This window comes from Priestia iocasae, assembly GCF_016909075.1.
Taxonomy (GTDB): Bacteria; Bacillota; Bacilli; order Bacillales; family Bacillaceae_H; genus Priestia; species Priestia iocasae.
This window is the reverse complement of record NZ_JAFBFC010000001.1, coordinates 400,323-420,927: the sequence shown is the minus strand read 5'-3', so window position 1 is coordinate 420,927 and position 20,605 is coordinate 400,323. Positions and strand designations below refer to the sequence as shown.

Below are 20,605 nucleotides of genomic sequence, written 5' to 3'. Positions count from 1 at the left end.
TTACACTTATAAAAGGCAAAATAGTTCGAAAAAAAGCGTACTCAATGATATCAACTTGATCATATGCCTTTATCTAAGACAAGGGCATATGATCAAGTTGCCAATGTCAGTGATTACACTGACATTGGTAGTTTAATTCTCTTGTTTCTTCGCCTTTAATGTATCATGAGCTTGTTGTACGGTCTGTTCTACACTTTTATTGGATACATCTTCTCCAACTTCTCTTTCTCCTAACCACTTTAAATGGAGTAAGAATTCAATGTTACCATCTCCACCTGTAATCGGTGAAAACGACATGTCTTGTACATTGTATCCTTGTTTTAGTGAAAAATCGACCATTTGTTGCAACACTTCTTCATGAACCTTAACGTCTCTTACAATTCCTTTTTTACCGACTTGCTCTCTTCCCGCTTCAAATTGGGGTTTGACAAGAGCGACCACATCACTATTAGAAACTAGTAATGTTTTTAACACAGGTAAAATCAAACGAAGAGAAATAAAAGATACGTCAATTGAAGCAAATTCTGGCATACCTTTTATTAAATCAGCTGGTGTGACATAACGGAAATTTGTTCGCTCCATTACGACAACTCGCTCATCTTGTCTTAGCTTCCACGCTAATTGATTGTATCCTACATCTAGAGCATAAGACATAACTGCTCCATTTTGAAGAGCACAATCTGTAAAGCCTCCTGTAGATGCTCCAATATCAATCATTACTTTGCCTGTTACCTCAACGTCAAATTCAGCTAGTGCTTTTTCAAGCTTAAAGCCTCCTCGACTCACATAAGGCATAACTGCTCCTTTAATAGATAGCGGAATATCTCGTGCTACTTTTTCACCTGGCTTATCTAAACGATTTCCATCTGAATAAACAAGACCTGCCATTACTGTACGCTTAGCTTTTTCTCTTGTATCCACTAAGCCTCTTTCAACTAATAACACATCTACTCGTTCTTTTTTTGTCAACGTACCTCAAGCCCTTTTTGTTTTAATTGCGTTAATTTCATTACACGTTTTACGGTTTCTTCTGTTGTAAAGTTAATTTCTTTTAATAGTTCATTCACACTTCCATGCTCAATAAAGTAATCTGGAATACCCATACGGTCAATTTTAGCTGTATGATAACCTTGTTCAGCTGCAAACTCAAGTACTGCACTACCAAATCCGCCTTGTAAAACCGCTTCTTCCATCGTTAAGATCGGTTTTTTCGCTTTTAAGATATGGTGTAGCATTGTTTCATCAAGAGGCTTGATAAAACGAGCATTCACTACTTCAACAGATATCCCTTGTTCTTTTAATTGATCCGCTGCTTCAAGAGCCATCTGTAAAGTTGGGCCAAATGTAAGAATTGTCGCATCGGACCCTTCCGTCAGCACTTCCCACGTCCCAATTGGAATTGCCTTTAACTCTTTATCTAACGGAACACCTAGCCCGTTTCCTCTAGGATAACGAAGTGCAATTGGTCCATCATCATATTTAAGAGCAGTATGAACCATATGTTGACCTTCATTTTCATCTTTTGGCATCATTAAGACCATGTTTGGAAGATGACGCAAAAATGCAATATCAAATACACCTTGATGCGTTTCACCATCGGCTCCAACAAGACCTGCACGGTCAATTCCGATAAAGACATTTAAATTTTGACGACAGATGTCGTGTACAACTTGGTCATAGGCTCTTTGTAAAAACGTTGAATAAATCGCTAAAAACGGTTTCATGTCTTGAGTAGCAAGACCTGCTGCCATCGTCGTAGCATGCTGTTCGGCAATTCCAACATCATACATACGTTCTGGAAATTCCTTTTGAAAGCCTTCTAATTTCGAGCCAACTGGCATTGCTGGTGTAATGGCAACTACTCTTGAATCTTCACGAGCAACAGTTCTTACCGTTTCACTTACAAGCTTACTCCATGCAATTGGTGGCGGACTTTCAGGTTTAATGAAATCACCAGACTCAATTTTATATGGTCCTGTACCGTGCCATGTTCCAATCTTATCAGATTCAGCCGGCAAATAACCTTTTCCTTTTTTCGTAATGACATGAACAATCACGGGCCCTTTTGTTTTTTTAGCATAACGAAGGTTTTCAAACAATTCATCGTAATTATGACCATCTACAGGCCCTAAATATGTAAAACCTAAGTCTTCAAAAAACATCCCTGAAATAAACATGTATTTTAAGCCATCTTTTACTCGCTCAGCCGTTGAAGCTAGCTTTCCACCTACAGCCGGAACCTTTTTAAGCAATACTTCTAATTCATCTTTCACCCAATTGTATTTGCCAGCTGTACGAAGGCGACCAAGTACACTATGAAGCGCTCCAACGTTAGGAGCAATTGACATTTCATTATCATTTAAAATAACAATCATATCTTTTTGTTCATGGCCGATGTGATTCAACGCTTCAAGCGCCATTCCACCTGTAAGAGCACCATCACCAATAATTGGAATGATGTACTCGCCTGTGTTCTTTAAATCTCTGGCAACCGCCATTCCCATCGCAGCCGAAAGAGATGTTGAGCTATGCCCTGTTTCCCATACATCATGTTCACTTTCATTTCGCTTAGGGAATCCGCATAACCCTTTATATTGACGAATAGTCTCAAAATCACAAGCTCGACCCGTTAAAATTTTATGCACATAAGATTGATGTCCTACGTCAAAGATAAATTTATCTTTTGGACTATTAAATACGGTATGTAAAGCAATTGTCAATTCAACTACACCTAAATTCGGTCCAATATGGCCGCCTGTTACAGCAAGCTTTGTAATTAAAAATTGACGAATTTCTTCACTTAATGACTCGAGTTGCTCTCTAGACATATTTTTCAAAAACTCAGGATTCTTTATCGTTGTAAGATCCAACATGGATCACTCACTTTCGCACATATTATAAATATACCTTAATACATTGTGTAATGTTTTATGCATAGACGTCAACCTTTAGTACTTCTTCCACCTTATAGCACCTTTGATATTTTACCAATAAACAATGAATAAATCTATGCTATACCTATACGAGGGTGTATCTAGCAAATTCCTATTCGATTATTTTAACATGTTATTCTAAACGCCTTTACTACTACTCTACCCTAAGGAACAAGCATTACACTCGTTAAGGATTGGTCTTATATGAAAAAAGAGCCGCTAACACAAATGTGATAACGGCGACCAAAAAACCTTATAATCATGTAAAAACCTATGCACTACCTTTTTTACATAGTAGTGTTTAGATTATATCATATGCATTTTGCTTACTCAATTAAAATTTGCGATTAAGAATGGTCTTTCAGCTCTTATTAATTTTCACGATTAGCTATGTATAAACAAAGTTGCTCTAGCATGTCATGATCGATATTGGCTTCATATAAAGCATGTAAAGCTTGATCGATATGGTAAGTCAATTTCTCTTTTGCTTTTGTCATGCCAAGCAATGCTGGGTACGTTGTTTTTTCATTCGTTGTGTCACTACCAATTGGCTTACCAAGCTTTTCTTCTGTACCTTCAATATCTAGAATGTCATCTTGAATTTGAAATGCGAGTCCGATATGCTTACTAAATTCTTCTAGCTGGTACACTTGACACTCTGAAGCGTTAGATAAAATGGCTCCTGCTTTCACACAGAACTGTAGCAATGCTCCTGTTTTATGTAAATGAATATATTCTAACTCTTCAAGTGATAGTTGCTGATTCTCTCCTTCTAAATCCGCAATTTGGCCGCCAACCATCCCCTCTGTTCCTGCTGCTATTGCTAATTCTGTCACTAACTTTAGCTTCATTTCCGCACTTACATCAGGGTGTTTATGCTGCGTAATCATTTGAAAGCTATTTGTTAACAGCGCATCTCCCGCTAATATAGCGACTGCTTCTCCAAACACTTTATGATTCGTAGGCTTCCCTCTACGTAAATCATCATTATCCATACTAGGTAAATCATCATGAATTAATGAATAGGTATGTATCATTTCAACTGCACAAGCTGCCCCTATCCCTATCTCTTCATTTTTTTGAAAAGCTTTTAACGTAGCAAAAATAAGAAGAGGACGCAACCTTTTACCACCAGCTGTTAAGGAATAGAGCATCGATTCTTTAAGCTTAGACGGTGCAGATAATTGATCAACAACATTCGGAAGCTGCACTTCTACCTTTTCCTTCATTGTAGCGAAGTATTGTTCAAAATGAGGATTATTCACAACTACTCTTCCTCCTGCACTACAAATGGCTCGAGCTGACCATCTTCACGTAAAATTTGTTCCATTTGTTTTTCAATTTGCTGTAAGCGATCATGACAAAATTTTGACAGTTCCATTCCTTTTTGGAATTGCTCGATTGCTTTTTCTAACGGAACGTCTCCTTCTTCTAGTTTATCAACGATTTCTTCTAATTGCTCCATCGCTTCTTCGAATGAATGCTGTTGCTTATCGCTCATTCTTTTCACTCCTCTACTTGTGATACCTTACATTGTAATTGTCCATCGCTTAAACGAACCGTTACGGTATCACCCTTTGATACTTGTTTAGTTGTTTTTATTAAGGCTTGTTCATGATTATAGACAAGGCTGTAACCGCGTTCCATTGTTTTTAAAGGACTAAGCGCGTGAAGCTTTGATGCAGTAGAAGAAAATAGCAATTGCTTTTGCTTTAAGATTGTATGCATGTCTCGTTGTAAGTCTTTTGTTAGCGTTTGGTGCTTTTCACGCGCTTGTTCTACTTTTTTCTTCGGATGATTACGCATCAATAAGCCCGTTTGTTGTTCATATTGCGTTCGTTTAAGCTGAAGATACCTTTTACTTTCACGATAAAGGCGATCCATCAATTGGTCAAGTTGTTGCTCTTTTTGCTCAACTAGTTTTTGAGGGTAACGAAAAGCATAGGACTGCTTCATCCGCTCTAAACGTTTACTTTGAAGCGTCATCATTTCTTTCATTGCTCTTTGCATTCGTATGTTCCGTTGACTCAGTCTCTCTTTCACTTCTGTTATATGAGGGACGGCTAGTTCTGCAGCACCCGTTGGAGTAGGAGCTCGTAAATCTGCAACAAAATCCGCAATTGTAAAATCTGTTTCATGACCAACGGCTGAAATAATAGGAATTGTCGATTTAAAAATCGCTCTTGCTACACTTTCTTCATTAAAAGCCCAAAGCTCTTCAATTGAACCTCCACCACGCCCAACAATTAACACATCTAATTGTCCAAGCTCATTAGCTTTTTCAATAGCTTGTACAATAGAAGGCGCTGCGTGAACTCCTTGAACTAAGGCGGGGATTACAATGACTTTTGCAATAGGATATCTTCGCTTCAATGTCGTCATGATGTCTCGGATTGCTGCTCCTGTTTGAGACGTAATCACTCCGACATGGGTTGGATAAGTTGGAATTGATTTTTTATGTATAGAAGAAAATAGCCCTTCTTGTTCAAGCTTTGCCTTTAATTGTTCATAAGCTAAATATAAGCTACCGACACCATCCGGTTGCATCTCTTTTACATACATTTGATAATTACCACTAGGTTCATAAACAGAGATTTCACCTCGAATTAACACCTTCATTCCCTCTTCCGGGCGAAAGGTTAGCTGACGGTTTTGTCCAGCAAACATAACAGCTTGAATACGTGCATTCTCATCTTTAAGGGTAAAATACATGTGGCCACGACTATGGAGTTTAAAGTTAGAAATCTCACCCTTTATCCATATATCTTGAAGGTGGGGATCAACATCAAATTTTCGTTTAATATATCTTGTTAAAGCGGTAACCGTTAAATATCGTACTTCACTCATACAATCGTCTCCTTTTAAAAGAGGCACAACTAGTCATTACGCGTGAGTAATAGTCAACCATTTTATTGGTATACTGAAGGAAAAGGAAAAGAAACAGATGAGGTATACTTTTTCTCTTCTATTGCTTTTCCTTTTTCCATTTACCAAAAAAATCATACGACTAGTTATGATAAATCCATCACTACTTTTGAGAGCACACCGTTAATAAAACGACTTGCTTGCTCATCGCTGAATTTTTTAGCTAACTCAATTGCTTCATTTAATGTTACGCTTGTTGGAATATCTTGCTCATATTTCATTTCATAAATCGCTAATCGTAAAATAGAACGATCTACGGTTGAAACACGCTCAAGCGTCCATTTTTCTAAATGAGTGCGAATCATCGCATCGATTTCTTCTTTATGTTCAACTGTTCCTAATACTAATCGTTGTAAAAAGCTATCCACCTCTTGTTGTGGAGCGACATTTTGAATAGCCTCTGCTGGTTCAATTTGTCCTAAGTCATATTGGAACACTGCTTGTAATGCTTTTTCGCGTGCTGTACGTCTTTTCATCTTACATGTTCTCCTTTATTTAACCTTATCGTTATATTATACCAAGATCATAACATAGTTTCTAAGCATGAAAAAAGACCGTCTATCATAACGAGACAGTCTTTTTCACTTTACCACAGCTTGCTTTGAAAAGAAACAAACTTTCGTGGTGATTATTCAGGTTGTTCTACTTCTAATTTAGGGACATCGAATTGAACACCCACGATATGAATATTGACTTCTTCTAGCTCAATTGCGGTCATATTCTTTAATGCTTGACGAATATTATCTTGAACTTTTTGTGCAACAACTGGGATAGACACACCAAATTTCATCATGCAATACACGTCCACTTTAATGCCAGTTTCACTCAATTCGACTTTTACGCCTTTACCGTGGTTTTTCTTACCTAATTTCTCAACCACACCCGTTGCGAAGTTCCCTCTCATTGCAGTCACACCTTCAACTTCAGATGCTGCAATGCCAGCAATCACTTCAATGACCTCTGGTGCAATTTCTACTCTTCCAAGGGAATTCGGATGTTCTTCCATTTCTAATACATGATTTTCATTCATGTACAGCACCTCCTATACTTATACTATACTACGAATTCATTACATCATGTAGCTCAAGAAACTTTGTATTAAATTCACCGTCTATGAACTTCTGATGACTTAACAATTTTAAATGAAAAGGCACAGTTGTGGCTACCCCTTCAATTACAAATTCACTCAACGCTCGCTTCATACGTGCAATTGCCTCTTCACGCGTTGGCGCATGAACGATTAACTTTGCCACCATTGAATCATAGTATGGAGGAATAGCATACCCTGGATAAACTGCCGAGTCAACACGAACTCCATACCCACCTGGAGGTAGATACATATGAATCGTTCCTGGAGAAGGCATAAAGTTTTTCTCTGGGTTCTCTGCATTAATTCGACATTCAATCGCCCAACCGTTAAATGTAACTTCTTCTTGCTTGAACGAAAGCTTATCGCCATTTGCAACTTTAATTTGCTCTTTAATTAAGTCTACCCCCGTTACCATTTCTGTAACCGGATGCTCTACTTGAATGCGTGTATTCATTTCCATGAAATAAAACGTATTTTCGTTATGATCATAGATAAATTCAATTGTTCCAGCACCTGTATAGTTCACAGCTTCAGCTGCTTTTACTGCAGCTTCACCCATTCTCTGACGTGTTTCACCGTCTAATGCAGGAGAAGGTGTCTCTTCGACTAACTTTTGAAGTCGTCGCTGGATTGAACAATCGCGCTCACCTAAGTGAACAGTATTACCATGTGAATCAGCCAACACTTGAATCTCAACATGTCTGAAGTCTTCAATGTATTTCTCAAGATACACACCTGGATTTCCAAATGCCGTTGCTGCTTCTTGTTGTGTAATTTTAATTCCTTTTACAAGATCTTGTTCTGTTCGTGCAACACGGATACCTTTTCCTCCACCACCCGCAGTTGCTTTAATAATTACAGGATATCCAATCTGATTAGCAATCTTCATTGCATCATCAACAGATTCTACAATTCCTGTAGAGCCTGGCACAATCGGTACTCCTGCTTCCTTCATTGTTTCACGTGCGATGTCCTTAGTCCCCATTTTCGTAATAGCTTCAGGACTTGGGCCAATAAATATAATGTTACATTCCCTACATAACTCTGCAAAATCAGCGTTTTCCGCTAAAAATCCATATCCTGGATGAATCGCGTCGCACCCTGTTAATGTAGCTACACTAATAATATTGGTGAAATTCAAATAACTATCTTTAGAAGCTGTAGGACCTATACAATAAGCTTCATCTGCTAATTGTACATGTAAGGAATTACGATCTGCTTCTGAATGAACAGCAACTGATTCAATCCCTAATTCTTTGCAAGCGCGGATAATACGGACAGCAATTTCTCCACGATTGGCAATTAAGACTTTTTTTATCATATCAAACGCTCCCCTTACTCAGCTTTCACTAAGAAAAGTGGTTGTCCGTATTCTACAAGCTGTCCATTTTCAACCAATACTTCAACGATTTCACCATTTACTTCCGCTTCAATTTCATTAAATAATTTCATTGCTTCTACAATACATACAACACTATCTTTCTTCACACGATCTCCAACTCGTGCATATGGATCTGAATCCGGAGAAGAAGATGCATAGAATGTTCCTACCATTGGAGAGGTAATTTTATGTAAAGATTCATCTTGGCTTGTAGCTGTATTCTTTTCTACCTGTTGATTATCTGCTACTTTTGGTGCTACTGTTTCTTGGACAGCTGCTACAGGTTGAGTTGATTCAGCAACTGGTTGTCTTACTTCTTCTACAATTACTTGTGGAGCTGTTGCTTGCTTTGCTGTAATAGCACCCTTTTTCTTTAACTTAATTTTCGAATCTGAGTGTTCATACACAAACTCTTCAATAGTTGATTGATCGACTAATTTGATGATTTCGCGAATTTCTTGAATCTTTAACAAACAAAACACTCCTGTCTAATAATTATACTTTTTAACTTACTCTAATGATACGACACGAACTTGTTGTAATTCAATAATTCTGAAAAAATATTGAGAACACTTTCATTCTTTTTTTCGTTACTTATGTCACATCATCAAACTCATTACTTTTCTCATATAATTTTGAGGCTATGTAATAAATAGGCGCTAACATGTATAAAGTATCTTTTATTTGTCTAGCCTATTTAAAACCAAAAAACGGCTTACAAATCCTATATAAATAACTAGTAAACCGTTAAATCACTTTTTTATTACTTAGTACTAATACAAGGGTATGAAACCTATTATAACTGATTTAGCATGATAACGCCATGTTAAATTTTTCACCCTCTTTTTCCATAAAACACTATTGTAAAAAAAGTACTCCCTTATAACTATTTTTTATTTGATTTGAACAATTTCTTTAAATTTTAATCTTTCCTTACTTTACTCTCTCTTGTGACTCTAACAAAAAATGTTCAATTATTTAGCCAAGCCACAAAATGAGGGGGCAACCACAGTGTGGTCGCCCCCTCATTTTTTATTTTTCAGGTTGGAATTCTACTGCTACATATTGTTTTGAACCTAATTCATCTTTCACTAGTTGAATAATATCATTGGCTCGACTCGCTGATTGCTCTTTCGCTTTTACCGTTACTTTCACTTGTCCTCCATCTGCTCTTACTAGTGCGTCTCCGTATCCTTTTGATTTAATCAATGTTTCAAGAACAAGTTCTTTTTCTTCAATTTGTGATAATTCTTGAATTTTATCCATTGCCTTACTCACTTGTTCTGGTGTTGCCCCTTTTGCTGCTGTTGCATCTGTGAGTTCTTGTCGTAATTTACTTCTTTCATCTGTAATATCTAAGCGAAGTGCAGTAAATAGCTCATCACTATCTACACTCGATACAACGGTTGTTTCTTTTACAGCACTTTGCTCTTTTGTATCCTTGCTTCCTTCTTCATCTTTTGTACCTTCTTCATCAGACTTTTCTTCGCCACTTTCAGCAGGTTTCTCCTCTTTGCCGTCAGCAGACTTTTCCTCTTCTGTTACTTCTTTCTCTTCTTCCGGTGCCACTGCCATGTTGCTCGGTGGAGTTTCAGGTGATGTAATATAATAAACGGATAACACGGCAACCAAACTTAACATTGTTAACAACCAAACTGTTTGCTTTTTAAGTAACATTTTTATTCCCCCTTAGATTTCTTTGGTAAAACAGCAACACGATGACTTGGAACATCCAACACTCTCGTGACAGCCTCAATGATCCACTTCTTTACTTCAATGTTGTTAGCCCCTTTTGCCACAACAAGTACACCTCGAATTTCAGGCTTTTTTGTTTTGACAACAACTGGCTTTTCTTGATTATCGTTCCGTACGATCACTAACTGCTCATCTGTTGAACTATCTTGAACCTTTCGTGTGCCACCTTCTCTATCTGTCTCCTCGGTCGTTTGTGATTGGCTGACACTATTTTTCTCATATACTTTTGATTCAGTTGCATCAAGATTGACAATAACTTCAACATCATCTACCCCAACAATGGCTTGCAATACGTCCTTTAATTGCGATTCATAATGAGCTTCATAATCTGCCATTGAACTTGATTGAGGTGCTTTTTTTTGGCTAAAAGCAGGTGCTTCCTCACTGCTATTCACTTGAATCGTCCCACCACTTGGCGCTGCAGGCTCATTAAGTAATGTTAAATTACTTATTAACATTATGGCTACACCAGCTGCTAGCAACACACCCATATAAGCGATTTTCGGTGGTTTCTTATCACCTTTTTTATCAGTCGTTTGATTACTGGTTGAAAAGAGACGCCGAAAAAAAGACGGGCTGTCATGATTCTTACTCATTTTCTTCTAATCCCTCCTCCAAGTTCACAGTGACTTTGTTTAGATCGATGCCCCATTTATTTGCGAGATACGCCGAGATGTGTGACGTTTCTTTATGTTGTTTTTCAACTTGCATTGGTTTGGAGGTATCAATGGAAACGACTTTCACGGCCGAAACAACTTCTGATTCTGATTCCTCTTTATCTTCACTAATCACAATATGAATGGAGCGAATGCTTTCATTAATGTTCTCTGGTGTGGGGGTATCAGTCGTTTCTGCTGTTTCGATGTGAATATGATCGATTGCTACACCATACTGTTCCATCAACTCCTCTTTGACACCTGTCTCCATTTGGACAGCCATTTGTTCTAATGTATATGCACGATGAGAAGCTTGTATTTCTTTTTTCTTTAATTCAATTACATTTTTCATTTTTTGTTCTTCATCATTACTTGTTAAATTCATAGAAACTAAGAGCTTGTCTACGTCTACCTTAAACACTTGAAAAATAGGTGTAATGATAATTAACATGAGCAACAGCCCAATTACAAGTTTTGCATACTTTTGTAGATTCGAATTAGGTAATAGTAAATCAATAATTGTTGCAAGTAAGATGAATAACACAATGTTCGTAATCCAACCTGTCAAAGCAGCCATATACTCACTCCCTACTTTAACGAACCATCATGGTTACATTACTAGCTGTAATAATGACGGTTAAACATAAGAAAAACATTAGTGATACAATTGCCAATGCTGCAAAGATATAAATGACACTTTTACTAATAATACTTAAACACGTAATGACAGGACCTCCACCGATTGGTTGTAACAAGGCAGCTGCTAATTTATAAATAATGGCTAGTGATAGAACTTTCAAAGCAGGAAAAGCAACAATTAGTAAGAGGATGGCTACCCCTGCAATACCTATTGTATTTTTCAAAAGCAAGGAAGCACCCATAACCGTATCTGTTGCATCTGTAAACATTCTTCCAACTACTGGAATAAAATTCCCTGTAATAAATTTAGCAGTACGAAGTGTAATTCCATCAGCTACAGCAGAAGTAGCTCCTTGAACAGAAATAACTCCCAAGAAAATGGTTAGAAAGATTCCGAGTAATCCAATCGCAATGTTCCGAAGTAGCTGAGCTAGCTGTGTTACTTTATACTGATCTGAAAGTGTACTCACAATGCTTAATAGTGCGGATAAGAATAAAAGCGGCATGACAACATATTGAATTAATAATCCACTTGTATTCATTAAGAAGATAATCATAGGATGAAAAAATGCAGCTGATATAATGCCTCCTGATGTAGCCATCAAAGCAAGTAATAACGGGACGAGAGCTAAAATAAACTGTGTCATCGTTTGAATGGCATGCTGCGTATAGGAGATGGCTACTTGAAAGCTATTTAAAGCAATAATAATGAGTACCATATAAACAAGAGCATATGCGACTTTACTAACGGCTTTTTGATCAAATGCATTTTGCAACGTCTGCAAAAAAACACTGAAGATGGTTAACATAATTAACGTACCAAGCAACTTTCCATTTGCAATAATTTCATGTAAAAAGAACTTTACAAACCCTACAAACCACTCTTTTATTGAAAATTTCTTTTCTCCGCTTAAAAAGTCTACCAAACTACCTTTTTGACTTTCTGGTAAAAAACCTCCATATTGCGTTAGAATATCATCCCAAAAGGCTTTAATTTCTTCTACTCCAATTGTGTCAAGCTGATTATCCACAAGCTGCTGTTGAGGTTGAGAAGCTTGTACCTCTTCTGGCAAGAAAAAAAGGAGTAAGAAAAAAAGAATGAGACGATAGTGCCTTAGATTTACCCACTTCATTTTGTCACCCCATGATATAAATGTTTTTAGGTTGGTAGCATTGAGATGATGGTTTCAATAATGACGGTTAAAATTGGGATGGCCATGGCTAGAATGAGAATTTTCCCTCCGAGCTCAATCTTTGAAGCGATTGCCCCTTGACCAGCATCTTTTGTAATTTGTGCACCAAATTCTGCAATGTACGCAATCCCAATAATCTTTAATATTGTTTCAACATAAATCATGTTCACATGTGCATTTACAGATAGCCTCTCAACCATACGAATGATTTCATATACTTGATCAATTAGAAACAAAAAGATAACACAGCCAACAAATACAATGAGTAAAAACGCAAAGGAGGGTTTTTGTTCTTTTACAATTAACGCTAAAAACGTCGCGACTAATCCTAAGCCAACAATTTGGATGATCTCAATCGCTAATCCCTCCTTTAGCCTTGAAACAAAAAGACTGCTTTAATTTTTTTAAACAAGTCTTCAACGATGGAAGCTACCATAAATAAAATGTAAATAAAGCCCATTAACGTAACCCAATTTGCGTAATCTTTCTTCCCCATCTGCTCTAGTACTGTTACAAGAAACGCTACAACAATCCCAATACCAGCAATTTGAAAAATTGTATTCATATCTACACTCATTCTGTTATCCTCCAATCACTACATCAATAGGATGACTAGTAGTAACCCTGAAAGAAATCCTAAGCTCTTTACCATTTTTTCATATCGATGCTGTCTCTCAATTGCATCACTTTCTTCTCTTTCAAGATGATTCAGCGCTAACATAATGTGTTTTTGTTGTGAATAGCGATCGTGTTGACCTAACGTTTCACCAAACTGTTTTAATACTTCTAGCTCACCTTGTTTAAAGGCTGTCATTTTCCACACTTCATCAATGCTGTCATCCCAACACTGCTTGACGTTTTGATCTCCTTTTTGCAGCTTGGTTGCAAATTGTTTAAATAGCCATGACAACGGCTTTGGCATTTGCGAGGATAAAAGCAAAGATACTTCATGTAGTGGTCGATGACTATACATAATTTCCGCTTCTAATGAACGTAGTGCCGCTTTCAGCTGTCGTAATTGCCTCGGACGCTCACTTAGTTGCTTTGCCATTTCAAAGCCCGTCCATGTCGATGCAAGCAAAATAAAAATGGCTCCAAATACCTTCATATAACATCACCTTCTACAGCTTGCTGAGTATAGATTCGCTTATGTGCTTCGTTATAAATCGTTTTAATGGTTCCTGGTCCATTTTGATTTGATAAAACAATAAATCGCTGAAATACTTCTAAATTTAATAGTTCTCTTATTGTTGGCCGCTTTTTTAAATCTTCAATGTCATATCCATGTACAGTCATAACAACATGCACACCCGCATTCACAGCTTCTAGTACCGCATCACAATCTTCTTGCCTGCCTACTTCATCTACAACAATAATGTCTGGACTCATCGATCGAATCATCATCATCATACCTTCGGCTTTAGGACAACTGTCTAGCACGTCTAACCTTGTACCAAATGTATGTTGAGGCACTCCTTTTACAGATCCTGCTATTTCAGAACGTTCATCTACAATCCCTACTTTTACTGGTTGAATACGTTGTTCTGCTACGCCAAGGCTCATAATTCGCGCTAAATCCCTTACCATTGTTGTTTTTCCTGTTTGTGGAGGACCAATTAGTACTGTATTCATCCACTTACGCTCATGTAAAAATGGAATTAACTTATTAGCAATGCCTATTTTCTGTTTAGCAATTCGAATGTTAAAAGACGTTACGTCTCGAATGACTTTCACTCGTCCGTTCTCTGTAATGACTTTTCCTGCTAAACCAACTCGATGACCACCTTCAATTGTCACGTAACCTTTCTTTAACTCCTCTTCAATCATATAAATGGAAAAATGGCTAAGCTTATTAAGGATGAACAGCGCATCTTCCTTTGTGGCGATATAGGGGTGAAAGTAGGGTCGATTATTTACAATGAACTCAATTTGTCGATCAACACGGATTCGAATCTCTTCTAAGTAATTAGCTGACGAATGGATATACCTAGAGGCTGCTTCTTCTATTGACTTCGGTAACACTTGCATCACTTCTTGTAACATACGAATCCCCTCGCATTTTTTTCATTAGTTAAAATGTATGCGAGCTTGTTTACTTTATGACTTGTCTCTTAACACGCTACTTAAAAATACCGATTAAAATAAAAAGTACCCCTATCACTATAAAAGCAAGTTTTGCAAACGATAACTGATCCGCGACAGATACGAGCCCAATTGTAAAAGATGCAATCATAATAAATGGGCCAACAAGTGCTAATAATCCATTAAACATCAAGGCTTTTTTCACATCATTGTTCATTAAAATTAAAACGGCGACTGTTAACTCAATAAATGAAGAAACAAAACGTAAACAAGCCATTATTAAAACAGAGCCATTTATTGTTTCTAACCACTGCTTCATATCGTCCTCTCCTATAAGTAGTCTATCTAGCTTCGTTTCGATCATTGTTAGGTGTGTTGAACAAAAAAGGTAATTCTAGTACAACCTATGCTGTGATAGATATAGTTAGCACCAATAGTTAGGAGATTCATTCTTTAACATACCTTTAAAAATAAAAAAAGCCTCCTAATAGGGAGTCCCTATTAGGAGGCTTTCATTTATTATGCGCGTGACACGTAGCTTGACTCTGTAGTATTAATAACAAGTACATCGCCTTCGTTAATGAAGAATGGCACCTGTACACTTAAGCCAGTTTCAAGAATAGCTGGTTTTGTACCACCTGAAGCTGTGTCACCTTTAATGCCTGGTTCTGTTTCTGTTACAGTTAATTCAACTGTGTTTGGAAGTTCAACACCAAGTGTTTCTGATTGATACATCATAATTGATACTTCCATGTTTTCTTTTAAGAATTTTAATTCGTACTCAATTTGAGTTCCTGGTAATTCAATTTGCTCATAAGACTCCGTATCCATAAATACGTGTTGGTCACCGTTTGCATATAAATATTGCATTTTGCGGTTATCAATTTGAGCTCTTCCTACTTTTTCACCTGCACGGAATGTTTTTTCTTGAATCGCTCCTGTACGTAGATTACGTAATTTTGAACGAACAAACGCTGCACCTTTACCTGGCTTTACGTGTTGGAAATCAACAACGCGCCAAATACCTCCGTCTACTTCTACTGTTAAACCTGTACGAAAATCGTTTACTGAAATCATGAAGAAATCCTCCTATATTTTATAAAATAATCAACTCTTTTGTTGAATATGTTAACGACTCATTCCCGTCTTTTGTTATGACTGTGTCATCTTCAATTCGAACACCGCCAAGACCTGCTATGTAGATACCTGGTTCTACCGTAACAACCATTCCTGGTTCTAACGTTGTATCAGACTTCAATGATAATGAAGGACTTTCGTGCACTTCCATTCCGAGTCCATGACCCGTAGAATGACCAAAATACTCACCATATCCTTTAGCTGTGATATAGTCACGAGTTAACGCATCTGCTTCTTTACCTGTCATGCCTGGTTTTATACCATTCATACCTTTTAATTGAGCTTGTAATACGATGTCATACATGTTCTTTAACTCATCGCTTACTTCTCCTACCGCCAATGTACGCGTAATATCCGAGCAATAACCTTTATAATATGCTCCAAAATCTAGCGTAACAAGTTCACCTTTTTCAATGATTTTATCGGTTGCAACACCGTGCGGTAAAGCTGAACGATAACCAGATGCAACAATGATATCAAACGAAGAAGATGATGCACCTTGCTTTCTCATAAAGAATTCTAGTTCGTTAGAAACTTCTAATTCTGTTACACCAGGGCGAATGAACGTCAAAATATGTTCAAATGCTGCATCCGCAATTTTTGCAGCTTCCTTTAATATCTTAATCTCTGAGTCGCTCTTAATCAAGCGTAACTTTTCAATGGTATTTGAGACAGGTACAAGCTCTCCATCAACTTTTTGTTCATAGATTTTAAATTGAGAATACATCATATGATCTTGTTCAAACCCAAGACGCTTAATTCCTAACTCAGCTGCAACGCGCCCTACTTCATCCACAAGAGCTCCCTTATGCTGAACAATTTCAAAGCCTTCTGCTTGCTCACCAGCTTGTTCCATATAACGAAAATCTGTAATAAATACAGCTCGATCTTTAGAAATAATCGCTACACCTGCACTACCAGTAAAATTTGTTACATAACGACGATTATACGCGCTCGTTATTAACATCCCATCAATATTTAATGAAGCAAACTGTTCACGAAGCTTCGCTACTTTCATCATGATTCCCCCTCTTTTAACTTTAAAAGTGCTAATATGCCTAACTCATACCCTTGTAATCCTAATCCTACAATTTGCCCAGCGGTGACAGGAGCCGTAACTGAATGATGTCGAAATTCCTCACGAGCATGTACATTAGAGATATGTACTTCAATTACCGGGATTGAAATACTTGCAATCGCATCTCTAATGGCATAGCTATAATGAGTAAATGCTCCAGGATTCATCACAATTCCATCAAATGTTGTATCAGCTGCATGAATGTGATCAATTAACACACCTTCATGATTTGATTGAACACATTCAATTTCGATTTGTTGCTTTTCACCAAACGCTTTTACATGTTGTTCTAAGGTTTGTAATGTTTCATGTCCATAAATCCCTGGCTCGCGTAAGCCTAAACGATTTAAATTAGGACCATTGATGATTAAAACTTTTTTCATATTCCCTCTCCCTCAACCAACTGACTTTTTCTGAAAAGTAGAAAAAGAATGTTCATTACTTAGAACATTCTACCATACAATAAACCAAAACTTCTATTTACACTTCCCTTAAACCAAATACCTGTCTTACCATTTAGGTCACTTTTAAGCGTTCGATGAATGGCTTTTCGTCTCAATCTCGGCTGCCTCAAATGAAATAGAATATCCAACAAACACACCATACAAAATGTACACACAAACTGTACTAATAATTGTGTTCACTTCTAATTCCCATATTGACTTTACATTTGGAAAAATAGGGTTCAACACAAAAAACACAAGTGCCCATAACAACAATCCATAACCAATTCCTACCCACATTGATTTGAATCGTTTTAAGACAGCATAATAAAGTAGAGCAACAACAATTGATAACACACCAAGAAGAAGAATACTCACAACCGTTCCTATCCACGTCTCTTTCCAAGCTCCCAAAACCCATGGTTGCAAAATCATAGATGGACTTACTTCACTAAAATTAAACAAATAGGATAAGTAACCAACAAAACTCCACAAAATGCCCCCTACCAATCCGATAATGGCTGTCTTGGCTAGAAATGATGCTTCTTCATTTCCTTTATTTTGTTGTTGACTCATTTCATTACTTTCTTTTGTTTGATCTGCCATGTTATCTCACCTCTATCGATTAGTATGAGCTCATCTATTTATTTTTATTTCATTTTTTACCACTTCTATTTCAGCCATATAATGGCCAGAAATGTACTTGTAAATATAAGAAAACAAGGATGACGACGTTTCAGATGACTAACGAACAAAACAAGCAAGCCATACCTAAAAATCACAGGTGGAAAATATTGAAAACAAATGTGTGGTAATTTAAAATATTGGCTACAATAGATAACATACATCTACCTAGAGGTTTATTTGAAATTACTGTAGAATATAGAATAATAAGGGTAACTAGTATGAGTTTAGGTTGGTGTTTTACATGTCTGAATTAAAAAAGCCTGCGTACGGCGGGCAAGCTGTTATGGAAGGCGTTATGTTTGGTGGAAAAACGAAAGCTGTTACTGCCATTCGCCGAAAAGATGACTCTATTGAATTTTTCCATTCATCTCGAAAGTCCAATAAGCTACTAACCACGTTAAAGAAAGTTCCATTTCTCCGTGGAATTGCAGCTATCATTGAGGCAAGCATGAATGGTACAAAGCATTTAAACTTTTCATCTGAGCGATATGATTTACATCCAGATGAAGATTACCGCCTTGAGGAGGAAAAGAAAGAATCAAAGCTTACCTTAATTTTAGGTGTAGCTACGATTGGTGTACTATCCTTTTTATTTGGGAAAGTATTATTTACACTCATTCCAGTGTTTTTAGCTGAATTGACGCGACCTGTTTTTTCCTCTAATCTTGCTCAGATTTTAATTGAAGGATTATTTAAACTTCTTTTATTGCTTATCTATATTTATGCAATATCTCAAACGCCGCTCATAAAAAGAGTTTTCCAATATCATGGTGCCGAACATAAGGTTATTAATGCGTATGAGAATAATGCTGAATTAACAATTGAATCTGTTCAATCTCATTCACGCTTACACTATCGTTGTGGTAGTAGCTTTATTATTTTCACTGTTCTTGTTGGCGTGTTTGTTTACTTATTAGTTCCCACTGATCCACTGTGGGTGAGAATTGTTAATCGTCTAGCTTTAATTCCTGTTGTAATCGGCATTTCGTTTGAGGTATTACAACTGACAAATAAAGTGCGCGATATTCCTGTTCTTCGCTTTTTGGGATATCCTGGATTATGGTTACAGTTACTTACAACAAAAGAACCGGACGATAAGCAAGTAGAAGTAGCAATTGCTTCATTTAAAGAACTCTTAAAAGTGGAAGAAAGCAGTTCTTCAACCACTGAGGATAAAGTCGTGTAATCGTTAGGTGTGTTAACAATTTAGGAGGTGAACAAAATGAGACGTTCGTTCATCAAACCACTTTTATATGTGTTGTTTGGGCTAGGTGCTTTTGGTTTTATCTATACACTCTTTACCAATCCAACTAGCTTACTACGTCAAGCTGGCTATGTATTTCTGTTTTTCATTTTGTTTTACTTGTTATACCGTTTTGTCTTACGCCCTTCACAAACGAAAGGTCAAGACAAGGATTATCTTCGAGCTGTCAAACAGTCTAAACGTCGTCTGAAAGGACGCGGACAATCGAAAGTCGAAGTGAGTCCATACAGTACAATGAAAAAAGGAACTAAGCAACCAAATTCAAAATTGTCATCAAAATCGACAACGCCTAAAAAGAAAAAAAGCAATGCGCATTTAACAGTTATTGAAGGAAAAAAAGGCAAAAAGAAAAATAGAGCATTCTTTTAAAAAAAGCTCCATCATTCCCACTAGAAAGGGATAATATGATGGAGCTTTTCTATATCATTTATCTCGATACTTACTAACACCACTTCTTTAGGAAATCCGTTCCTCGCTTCTTTCCTAATGCAATAAGCTCATCCTTTTTTTTATCAGTTAAGACAAATTCTGTTGCTAGGACATGATCAGTAGGGATGAAGATAATATTTTTCTCATGTCTTCTTGAAATATAGCGAGCATCATGAGCATCTTTCATCGTCTCAAATAATGCACCAAAAAGCTCGATTGCGTTTGTAATATGATTGACTTGGCCATCCTCTTCTTTTGAGCTCAGCTTTACACCTAGAACAGGGCGTACTTTAGGACGTTTATCATCATCAAATAACCAAATTGGAAAATTGCTCAACACGCCACCATCAACGATAATACTAGTCGTTTTTCTTGTTCGTAGCTTCACAGGTTCAAAGAAATAAGGAATACTGCAGCTCATTCTGACTGCTTTTGCTACTGAAAATGTGTCAGGAGAAATACCATAGCGCTCCAAGTCATCAGGTAGTACAACTATTTTTCCGTTCGTTAAATCTGAAGCTACAATGCGTAAGGAATGAGGTGGTAAATCACCAAATGTTCGAATTCCTCGAGCCTCTAGCTTTTCTTTTACCCACTTTTCTAGCTTCTCACCTCGATACAACCCTAGTTTCCAATAAAGAAATAGCCACTTCGTTAGTTTAGAAGGTAAGAATTTTGTTCGTGTATCAAGAAACATTTCTAAGTCAATTTCATTCATCATCTCAATCATATCATCACTTGTATAACCAGCCATAATGAACGATGAAATAATCGCCCCTGCACTTGTTCCAGCAATTCTTCTAAATACAATTCCACGTTCTTCAATTGCTTGCAATGCACCTATTAACGCAAACCCTTTTATGCCACCCCCAGAAAACACACCGTCTATATACACATGTGTTCCCTCCCTCTT

General features: G+C 37.1%; 25 protein-coding genes. 2 read left to right on the top strand and 23 right to left on the bottom strand.

Going from position 1 to position 20,605, the window contains the following annotated elements; translation table 11 throughout:
- Nucleotides 1–132 precede the first annotated feature (132 nt).
- From JOC83_RS02115 to JOC83_RS02010, 22 genes are all read right to left on the bottom strand, one after another.
- Nucleotides 133–969, bottom strand: coding sequence for a TlyA family RNA methyltransferase (locus JOC83_RS02115; RefSeq protein ID WP_205183048.1), 837 nt, complete (start codon nt 967–969; stop codon nt 133–135).
- On the bottom strand, nt 966–2,870 hold the full coding sequence (gene dxs / locus JOC83_RS02110; RefSeq protein ID WP_205184750.1) for a 1-deoxy-D-xylulose-5-phosphate synthase: 1,905 nt from the start codon (nt 2,868–2,870) through the stop codon (nt 966–968). Before dxs ends, JOC83_RS02115 begins: the two co-directional genes overlap by 4 nt.
- Nucleotides 2,871–3,304: 434 nt before the next feature.
- A complete protein-coding gene (locus tag JOC83_RS02105; protein WP_205184748.1) occupies nt 3,305–4,162 on the bottom strand; it encodes a polyprenyl synthetase family protein in 858 nt (285 codons plus the stop codon).
- A gap of 38 nt (nt 4,163–4,200) precedes the next feature.
- The gene (locus JOC83_RS02100; protein ID WP_205183046.1) at nt 4,201–4,434 is read right to left on the bottom strand and encodes an exodeoxyribonuclease VII small subunit; all 234 of its coding nucleotides are present in this window, start codon (nt 4,432–4,434) and stop codon (nt 4,201–4,203) included.
- A 5-nt stretch (nt 4,435–4,439) separates the two neighbouring features.
- Nucleotides 4,440–5,780: an exodeoxyribonuclease VII large subunit gene (xseA, locus tag JOC83_RS02095; RefSeq protein ID WP_205183044.1), complete on the bottom strand. Its 1,341-nt coding sequence runs from the start codon at nt 5,778–5,780 to the stop codon at nt 4,440–4,442.
- 164 nt (nt 5,781–5,944) lie between these two features.
- On the bottom strand, nt 5,945–6,334 hold the full coding sequence (nusB, locus tag JOC83_RS02090) for a transcription antitermination factor NusB (RefSeq protein ID WP_205183042.1): 390 nt from the start codon (nt 6,332–6,334) through the stop codon (nt 5,945–5,947).
- 152 nt (nt 6,335–6,486) lie between these two features.
- Nucleotides 6,487–6,888 (bottom strand): Asp23/Gls24 family envelope stress response protein, encoded by a 402-nt coding sequence (locus tag JOC83_RS02085; RefSeq protein ID WP_205183040.1) that lies wholly within the window; start codon nt 6,886–6,888, stop codon nt 6,487–6,489.
- 28 nt (nt 6,889–6,916) lie between these two features.
- A complete protein-coding gene (gene accC, locus JOC83_RS02080; protein WP_205183037.1) occupies nt 6,917–8,269 on the bottom strand; it encodes an acetyl-CoA carboxylase biotin carboxylase subunit in 1,353 nt (450 codons plus the stop codon).
- A 14-nt stretch (nt 8,270–8,283) separates the two neighbouring features.
- Nucleotides 8,284–8,802, bottom strand: a complete 519-nt coding sequence (gene accB / locus JOC83_RS02075; protein WP_205183034.1) for an acetyl-CoA carboxylase biotin carboxyl carrier protein — start codon at nt 8,800–8,802, stop codon at nt 8,284–8,286.
- Nucleotides 8,803–9,361: 559 nt separating this feature from the next.
- A complete protein-coding gene (locus tag JOC83_RS02070) occupies nt 9,362–10,006 on the bottom strand; it encodes a SpoIIIAH-like family protein (protein ID WP_205183030.1) in 645 nt (214 codons plus the stop codon).
- Between the two features lie 2 nt (nt 10,007–10,008).
- Nucleotides 10,009–10,680, bottom strand: coding sequence for a stage III sporulation protein AG (gene spoIIIAG / locus JOC83_RS02065; protein WP_205183028.1), 672 nt, complete (start codon nt 10,678–10,680; stop codon nt 10,009–10,011).
- Nucleotides 10,673–11,317, bottom strand: a complete 645-nt coding sequence (gene spoIIIAF, locus JOC83_RS02060) for a stage III sporulation protein AF (RefSeq protein WP_205183026.1) — start codon at nt 11,315–11,317, stop codon at nt 10,673–10,675. Before spoIIIAF ends, spoIIIAG begins: the two co-directional genes overlap by 8 nt.
- Before the next feature lie 16 nt (nt 11,318–11,333).
- Complete coding sequence (spoIIIAE, locus tag JOC83_RS02055; RefSeq protein ID WP_205183024.1) at nt 11,334–12,512, bottom strand: stage III sporulation protein AE; 1,179 nt, start codon at nt 12,510–12,512, stop codon at nt 11,334–11,336.
- Between the two features lie 26 nt (nt 12,513–12,538).
- A complete protein-coding gene (spoIIIAD, locus tag JOC83_RS02050) occupies nt 12,539–12,922 on the bottom strand; it encodes a stage III sporulation protein AD (RefSeq protein ID WP_205184746.1) in 384 nt (127 codons plus the stop codon).
- A 20-nt stretch (nt 12,923–12,942) separates the two neighbouring features.
- On the bottom strand, nt 12,943–13,149 hold the full coding sequence (gene spoIIIAC / locus JOC83_RS02045; protein ID WP_205183022.1) for a stage III sporulation protein AC: 207 nt from the start codon (nt 13,147–13,149) through the stop codon (nt 12,943–12,945).
- Nucleotides 13,150–13,167: 18 nt separating this feature from the next.
- The gene (gene spoIIIAB, locus JOC83_RS02040; protein WP_205183020.1) at nt 13,168–13,680 is read right to left on the bottom strand and encodes a stage III sporulation protein SpoIIIAB; all 513 of its coding nucleotides are present in this window, start codon (nt 13,678–13,680) and stop codon (nt 13,168–13,170) included.
- Nucleotides 13,677–14,615: a stage III sporulation protein AA gene (gene spoIIIAA, locus JOC83_RS02035; protein ID WP_205183018.1), complete on the bottom strand. Its 939-nt coding sequence runs from the start codon at nt 14,613–14,615 to the stop codon at nt 13,677–13,679. The genes spoIIIAB and spoIIIAA overlap by 4 nt, the downstream gene beginning before the upstream one ends.
- Nucleotides 14,616–14,691: 76 nt before the next feature.
- Nucleotides 14,692–14,973, bottom strand: coding sequence for a YqhV family protein (locus JOC83_RS02030; RefSeq protein WP_205183016.1), 282 nt, complete (start codon nt 14,971–14,973; stop codon nt 14,692–14,694).
- A gap of 200 nt (nt 14,974–15,173) precedes the next feature.
- Nucleotides 15,174–15,731, bottom strand: a complete 558-nt coding sequence (gene efp / locus JOC83_RS02025) for an elongation factor P (protein ID WP_205183013.1) — start codon at nt 15,729–15,731, stop codon at nt 15,174–15,176.
- A 19-nt stretch (nt 15,732–15,750) separates the two neighbouring features.
- A complete protein-coding gene (locus tag JOC83_RS02020; protein WP_239583265.1) occupies nt 15,751–16,812 on the bottom strand; it encodes a M24 family metallopeptidase in 1,062 nt (353 codons plus the stop codon).
- Complete coding sequence (gene aroQ, locus JOC83_RS02015; RefSeq protein ID WP_205183009.1) at nt 16,809–17,252, bottom strand: type II 3-dehydroquinate dehydratase; 444 nt, start codon at nt 17,250–17,252, stop codon at nt 16,809–16,811. Before aroQ ends, JOC83_RS02020 begins: the two co-directional genes overlap by 4 nt.
- Before the next feature lie 144 nt (nt 17,253–17,396).
- Entirely contained in the window at nt 17,397–17,918 is a 522-nt protein-coding gene (locus JOC83_RS02010; RefSeq protein WP_205183007.1) for a YqhR family membrane protein, read from the bottom strand.
- A gap of 322 nt (nt 17,919–18,240) precedes the next feature.
- On the opposite strand from JOC83_RS02010, the gene JOC83_RS02005 reads away from it, so the two are divergent.
- Both JOC83_RS02005 and JOC83_RS02000 read left to right on the top strand, forming a co-directional pair.
- The gene (locus JOC83_RS02005) at nt 18,241–19,185 is read left to right on the top strand and encodes a DUF1385 domain-containing protein (RefSeq protein ID WP_205183005.1); all 945 of its coding nucleotides are present in this window, start codon (nt 18,241–18,243) and stop codon (nt 19,183–19,185) included.
- A 36-nt stretch (nt 19,186–19,221) separates the two neighbouring features.
- Entirely contained in the window at nt 19,222–19,632 is a 411-nt protein-coding gene (locus JOC83_RS02000; RefSeq protein ID WP_205183003.1) for an SA1362 family protein, read from the top strand.
- Between the two features lie 73 nt (nt 19,633–19,705).
- Here the strand turns inward: JOC83_RS02000 and JOC83_RS01995 are convergent, their stop codons facing one another.
- On the bottom strand, nt 19,706–20,587 hold the full coding sequence (locus JOC83_RS01995; RefSeq protein ID WP_205183001.1) for a patatin-like phospholipase family protein: 882 nt from the start codon (nt 20,585–20,587) through the stop codon (nt 19,706–19,708).
- Nucleotides 20,588–20,605 lie beyond the last annotated feature (18 nt).

Excerpts from the sequence above, each read along its gene's own strand:
- xseA (WP_205183044.1), bottom strand. The coding sequence starts at position 5,780 with ATGAGTGAAGTACGATATTTAACGGTTACCGCTTTAACAAGATATATT.
- JOC83_RS02085 (WP_205183040.1), bottom strand. The coding sequence starts at position 6,888 with ATGAATGAAAATCATGTATTAGAAATGGAAGAACATCCGAATTCCCTT.
- JOC83_RS02030 (WP_205183016.1), bottom strand. The coding sequence starts at position 14,973 with ATGAAGCAGTGGTTAGAAACAATAAATGGCTCTGTTTTAATAATGGCT.
- JOC83_RS02100 (WP_205183046.1), bottom strand. The coding sequence starts at position 4,434 with ATGAGCGATAAGCAACAGCATTCATTCGAAGAAGCGATGGAGCAATTA.
- efp (WP_205183013.1), bottom strand. The coding sequence starts at position 15,731 with ATGATTTCAGTAAACGATTTTCGTACAGGTTTAACAGTAGAAGTAGAC.
- spoIIIAB (WP_205183020.1), bottom strand. The coding sequence starts at position 13,680 with ATGAAGGTATTTGGAGCCATTTTTATTTTGCTTGCATCGACATGGACG.
- nusB (WP_205183042.1), bottom strand. The coding sequence starts at position 6,334 with ATGAAAAGACGTACAGCACGCGAAAAAGCATTACAAGCAGTGTTCCAA.
- JOC83_RS02000 (WP_205183003.1), top strand. The coding sequence starts at position 19,222 with ATGAGACGTTCGTTCATCAAACCACTTTTATATGTGTTGTTTGGGCTA.
- accC (WP_205183037.1), bottom strand. The coding sequence starts at position 8,269 with ATGATAAAAAAAGTCTTAATTGCCAATCGTGGAGAAATTGCTGTCCGT.
- spoIIIAE (WP_205183024.1), bottom strand. The coding sequence starts at position 12,512 with ATGAAGTGGGTAAATCTAAGGCACTATCGTCTCATTCTTTTTTTCTTA.
- JOC83_RS02005 (WP_205183005.1), top strand. The coding sequence starts at position 18,241 with ATGTCTGAATTAAAAAAGCCTGCGTACGGCGGGCAAGCTGTTATGGAA.
- spoIIIAF (WP_205183026.1), bottom strand. The coding sequence starts at position 11,317 with ATGGCTGCTTTGACAGGTTGGATTACGAACATTGTGTTATTCATCTTA.
- JOC83_RS02105 (WP_205184748.1), bottom strand. The coding sequence starts at position 4,162 with ATGAAGGAAAAGGTAGAAGTGCAGCTTCCGAATGTTGTTGATCAATTA.
- JOC83_RS02010 (WP_205183007.1), bottom strand. The coding sequence starts at position 17,918 with ATGGCAGATCAAACAAAAGAAAGTAATGAAATGAGTCAACAACAAAAT.
- JOC83_RS02020 (WP_239583265.1), bottom strand. The coding sequence starts at position 16,812 with ATGATGAAAGTAGCGAAGCTTCGTGAACAGTTTGCTTCATTAAATATT.
- aroQ (WP_205183009.1), bottom strand. The coding sequence starts at position 17,252 with ATGAAAAAAGTTTTAATCATCAATGGTCCTAATTTAAATCGTTTAGGC.
- spoIIIAA (WP_205183018.1), bottom strand. The coding sequence starts at position 14,615 with ATGTTACAAGAAGTGATGCAAGTGTTACCGAAGTCAATAGAAGAAGCA.
- spoIIIAG (WP_205183028.1), bottom strand. The coding sequence starts at position 10,680 with ATGAGTAAGAATCATGACAGCCCGTCTTTTTTTCGGCGTCTCTTTTCA.
- spoIIIAC (WP_205183022.1), bottom strand. The coding sequence starts at position 13,149 with ATGAGTGTAGATATGAATACAATTTTTCAAATTGCTGGTATTGGGATT.
- JOC83_RS02070 (WP_205183030.1), bottom strand. The coding sequence starts at position 10,006 with ATGTTACTTAAAAAGCAAACAGTTTGGTTGTTAACAATGTTAAGTTTG.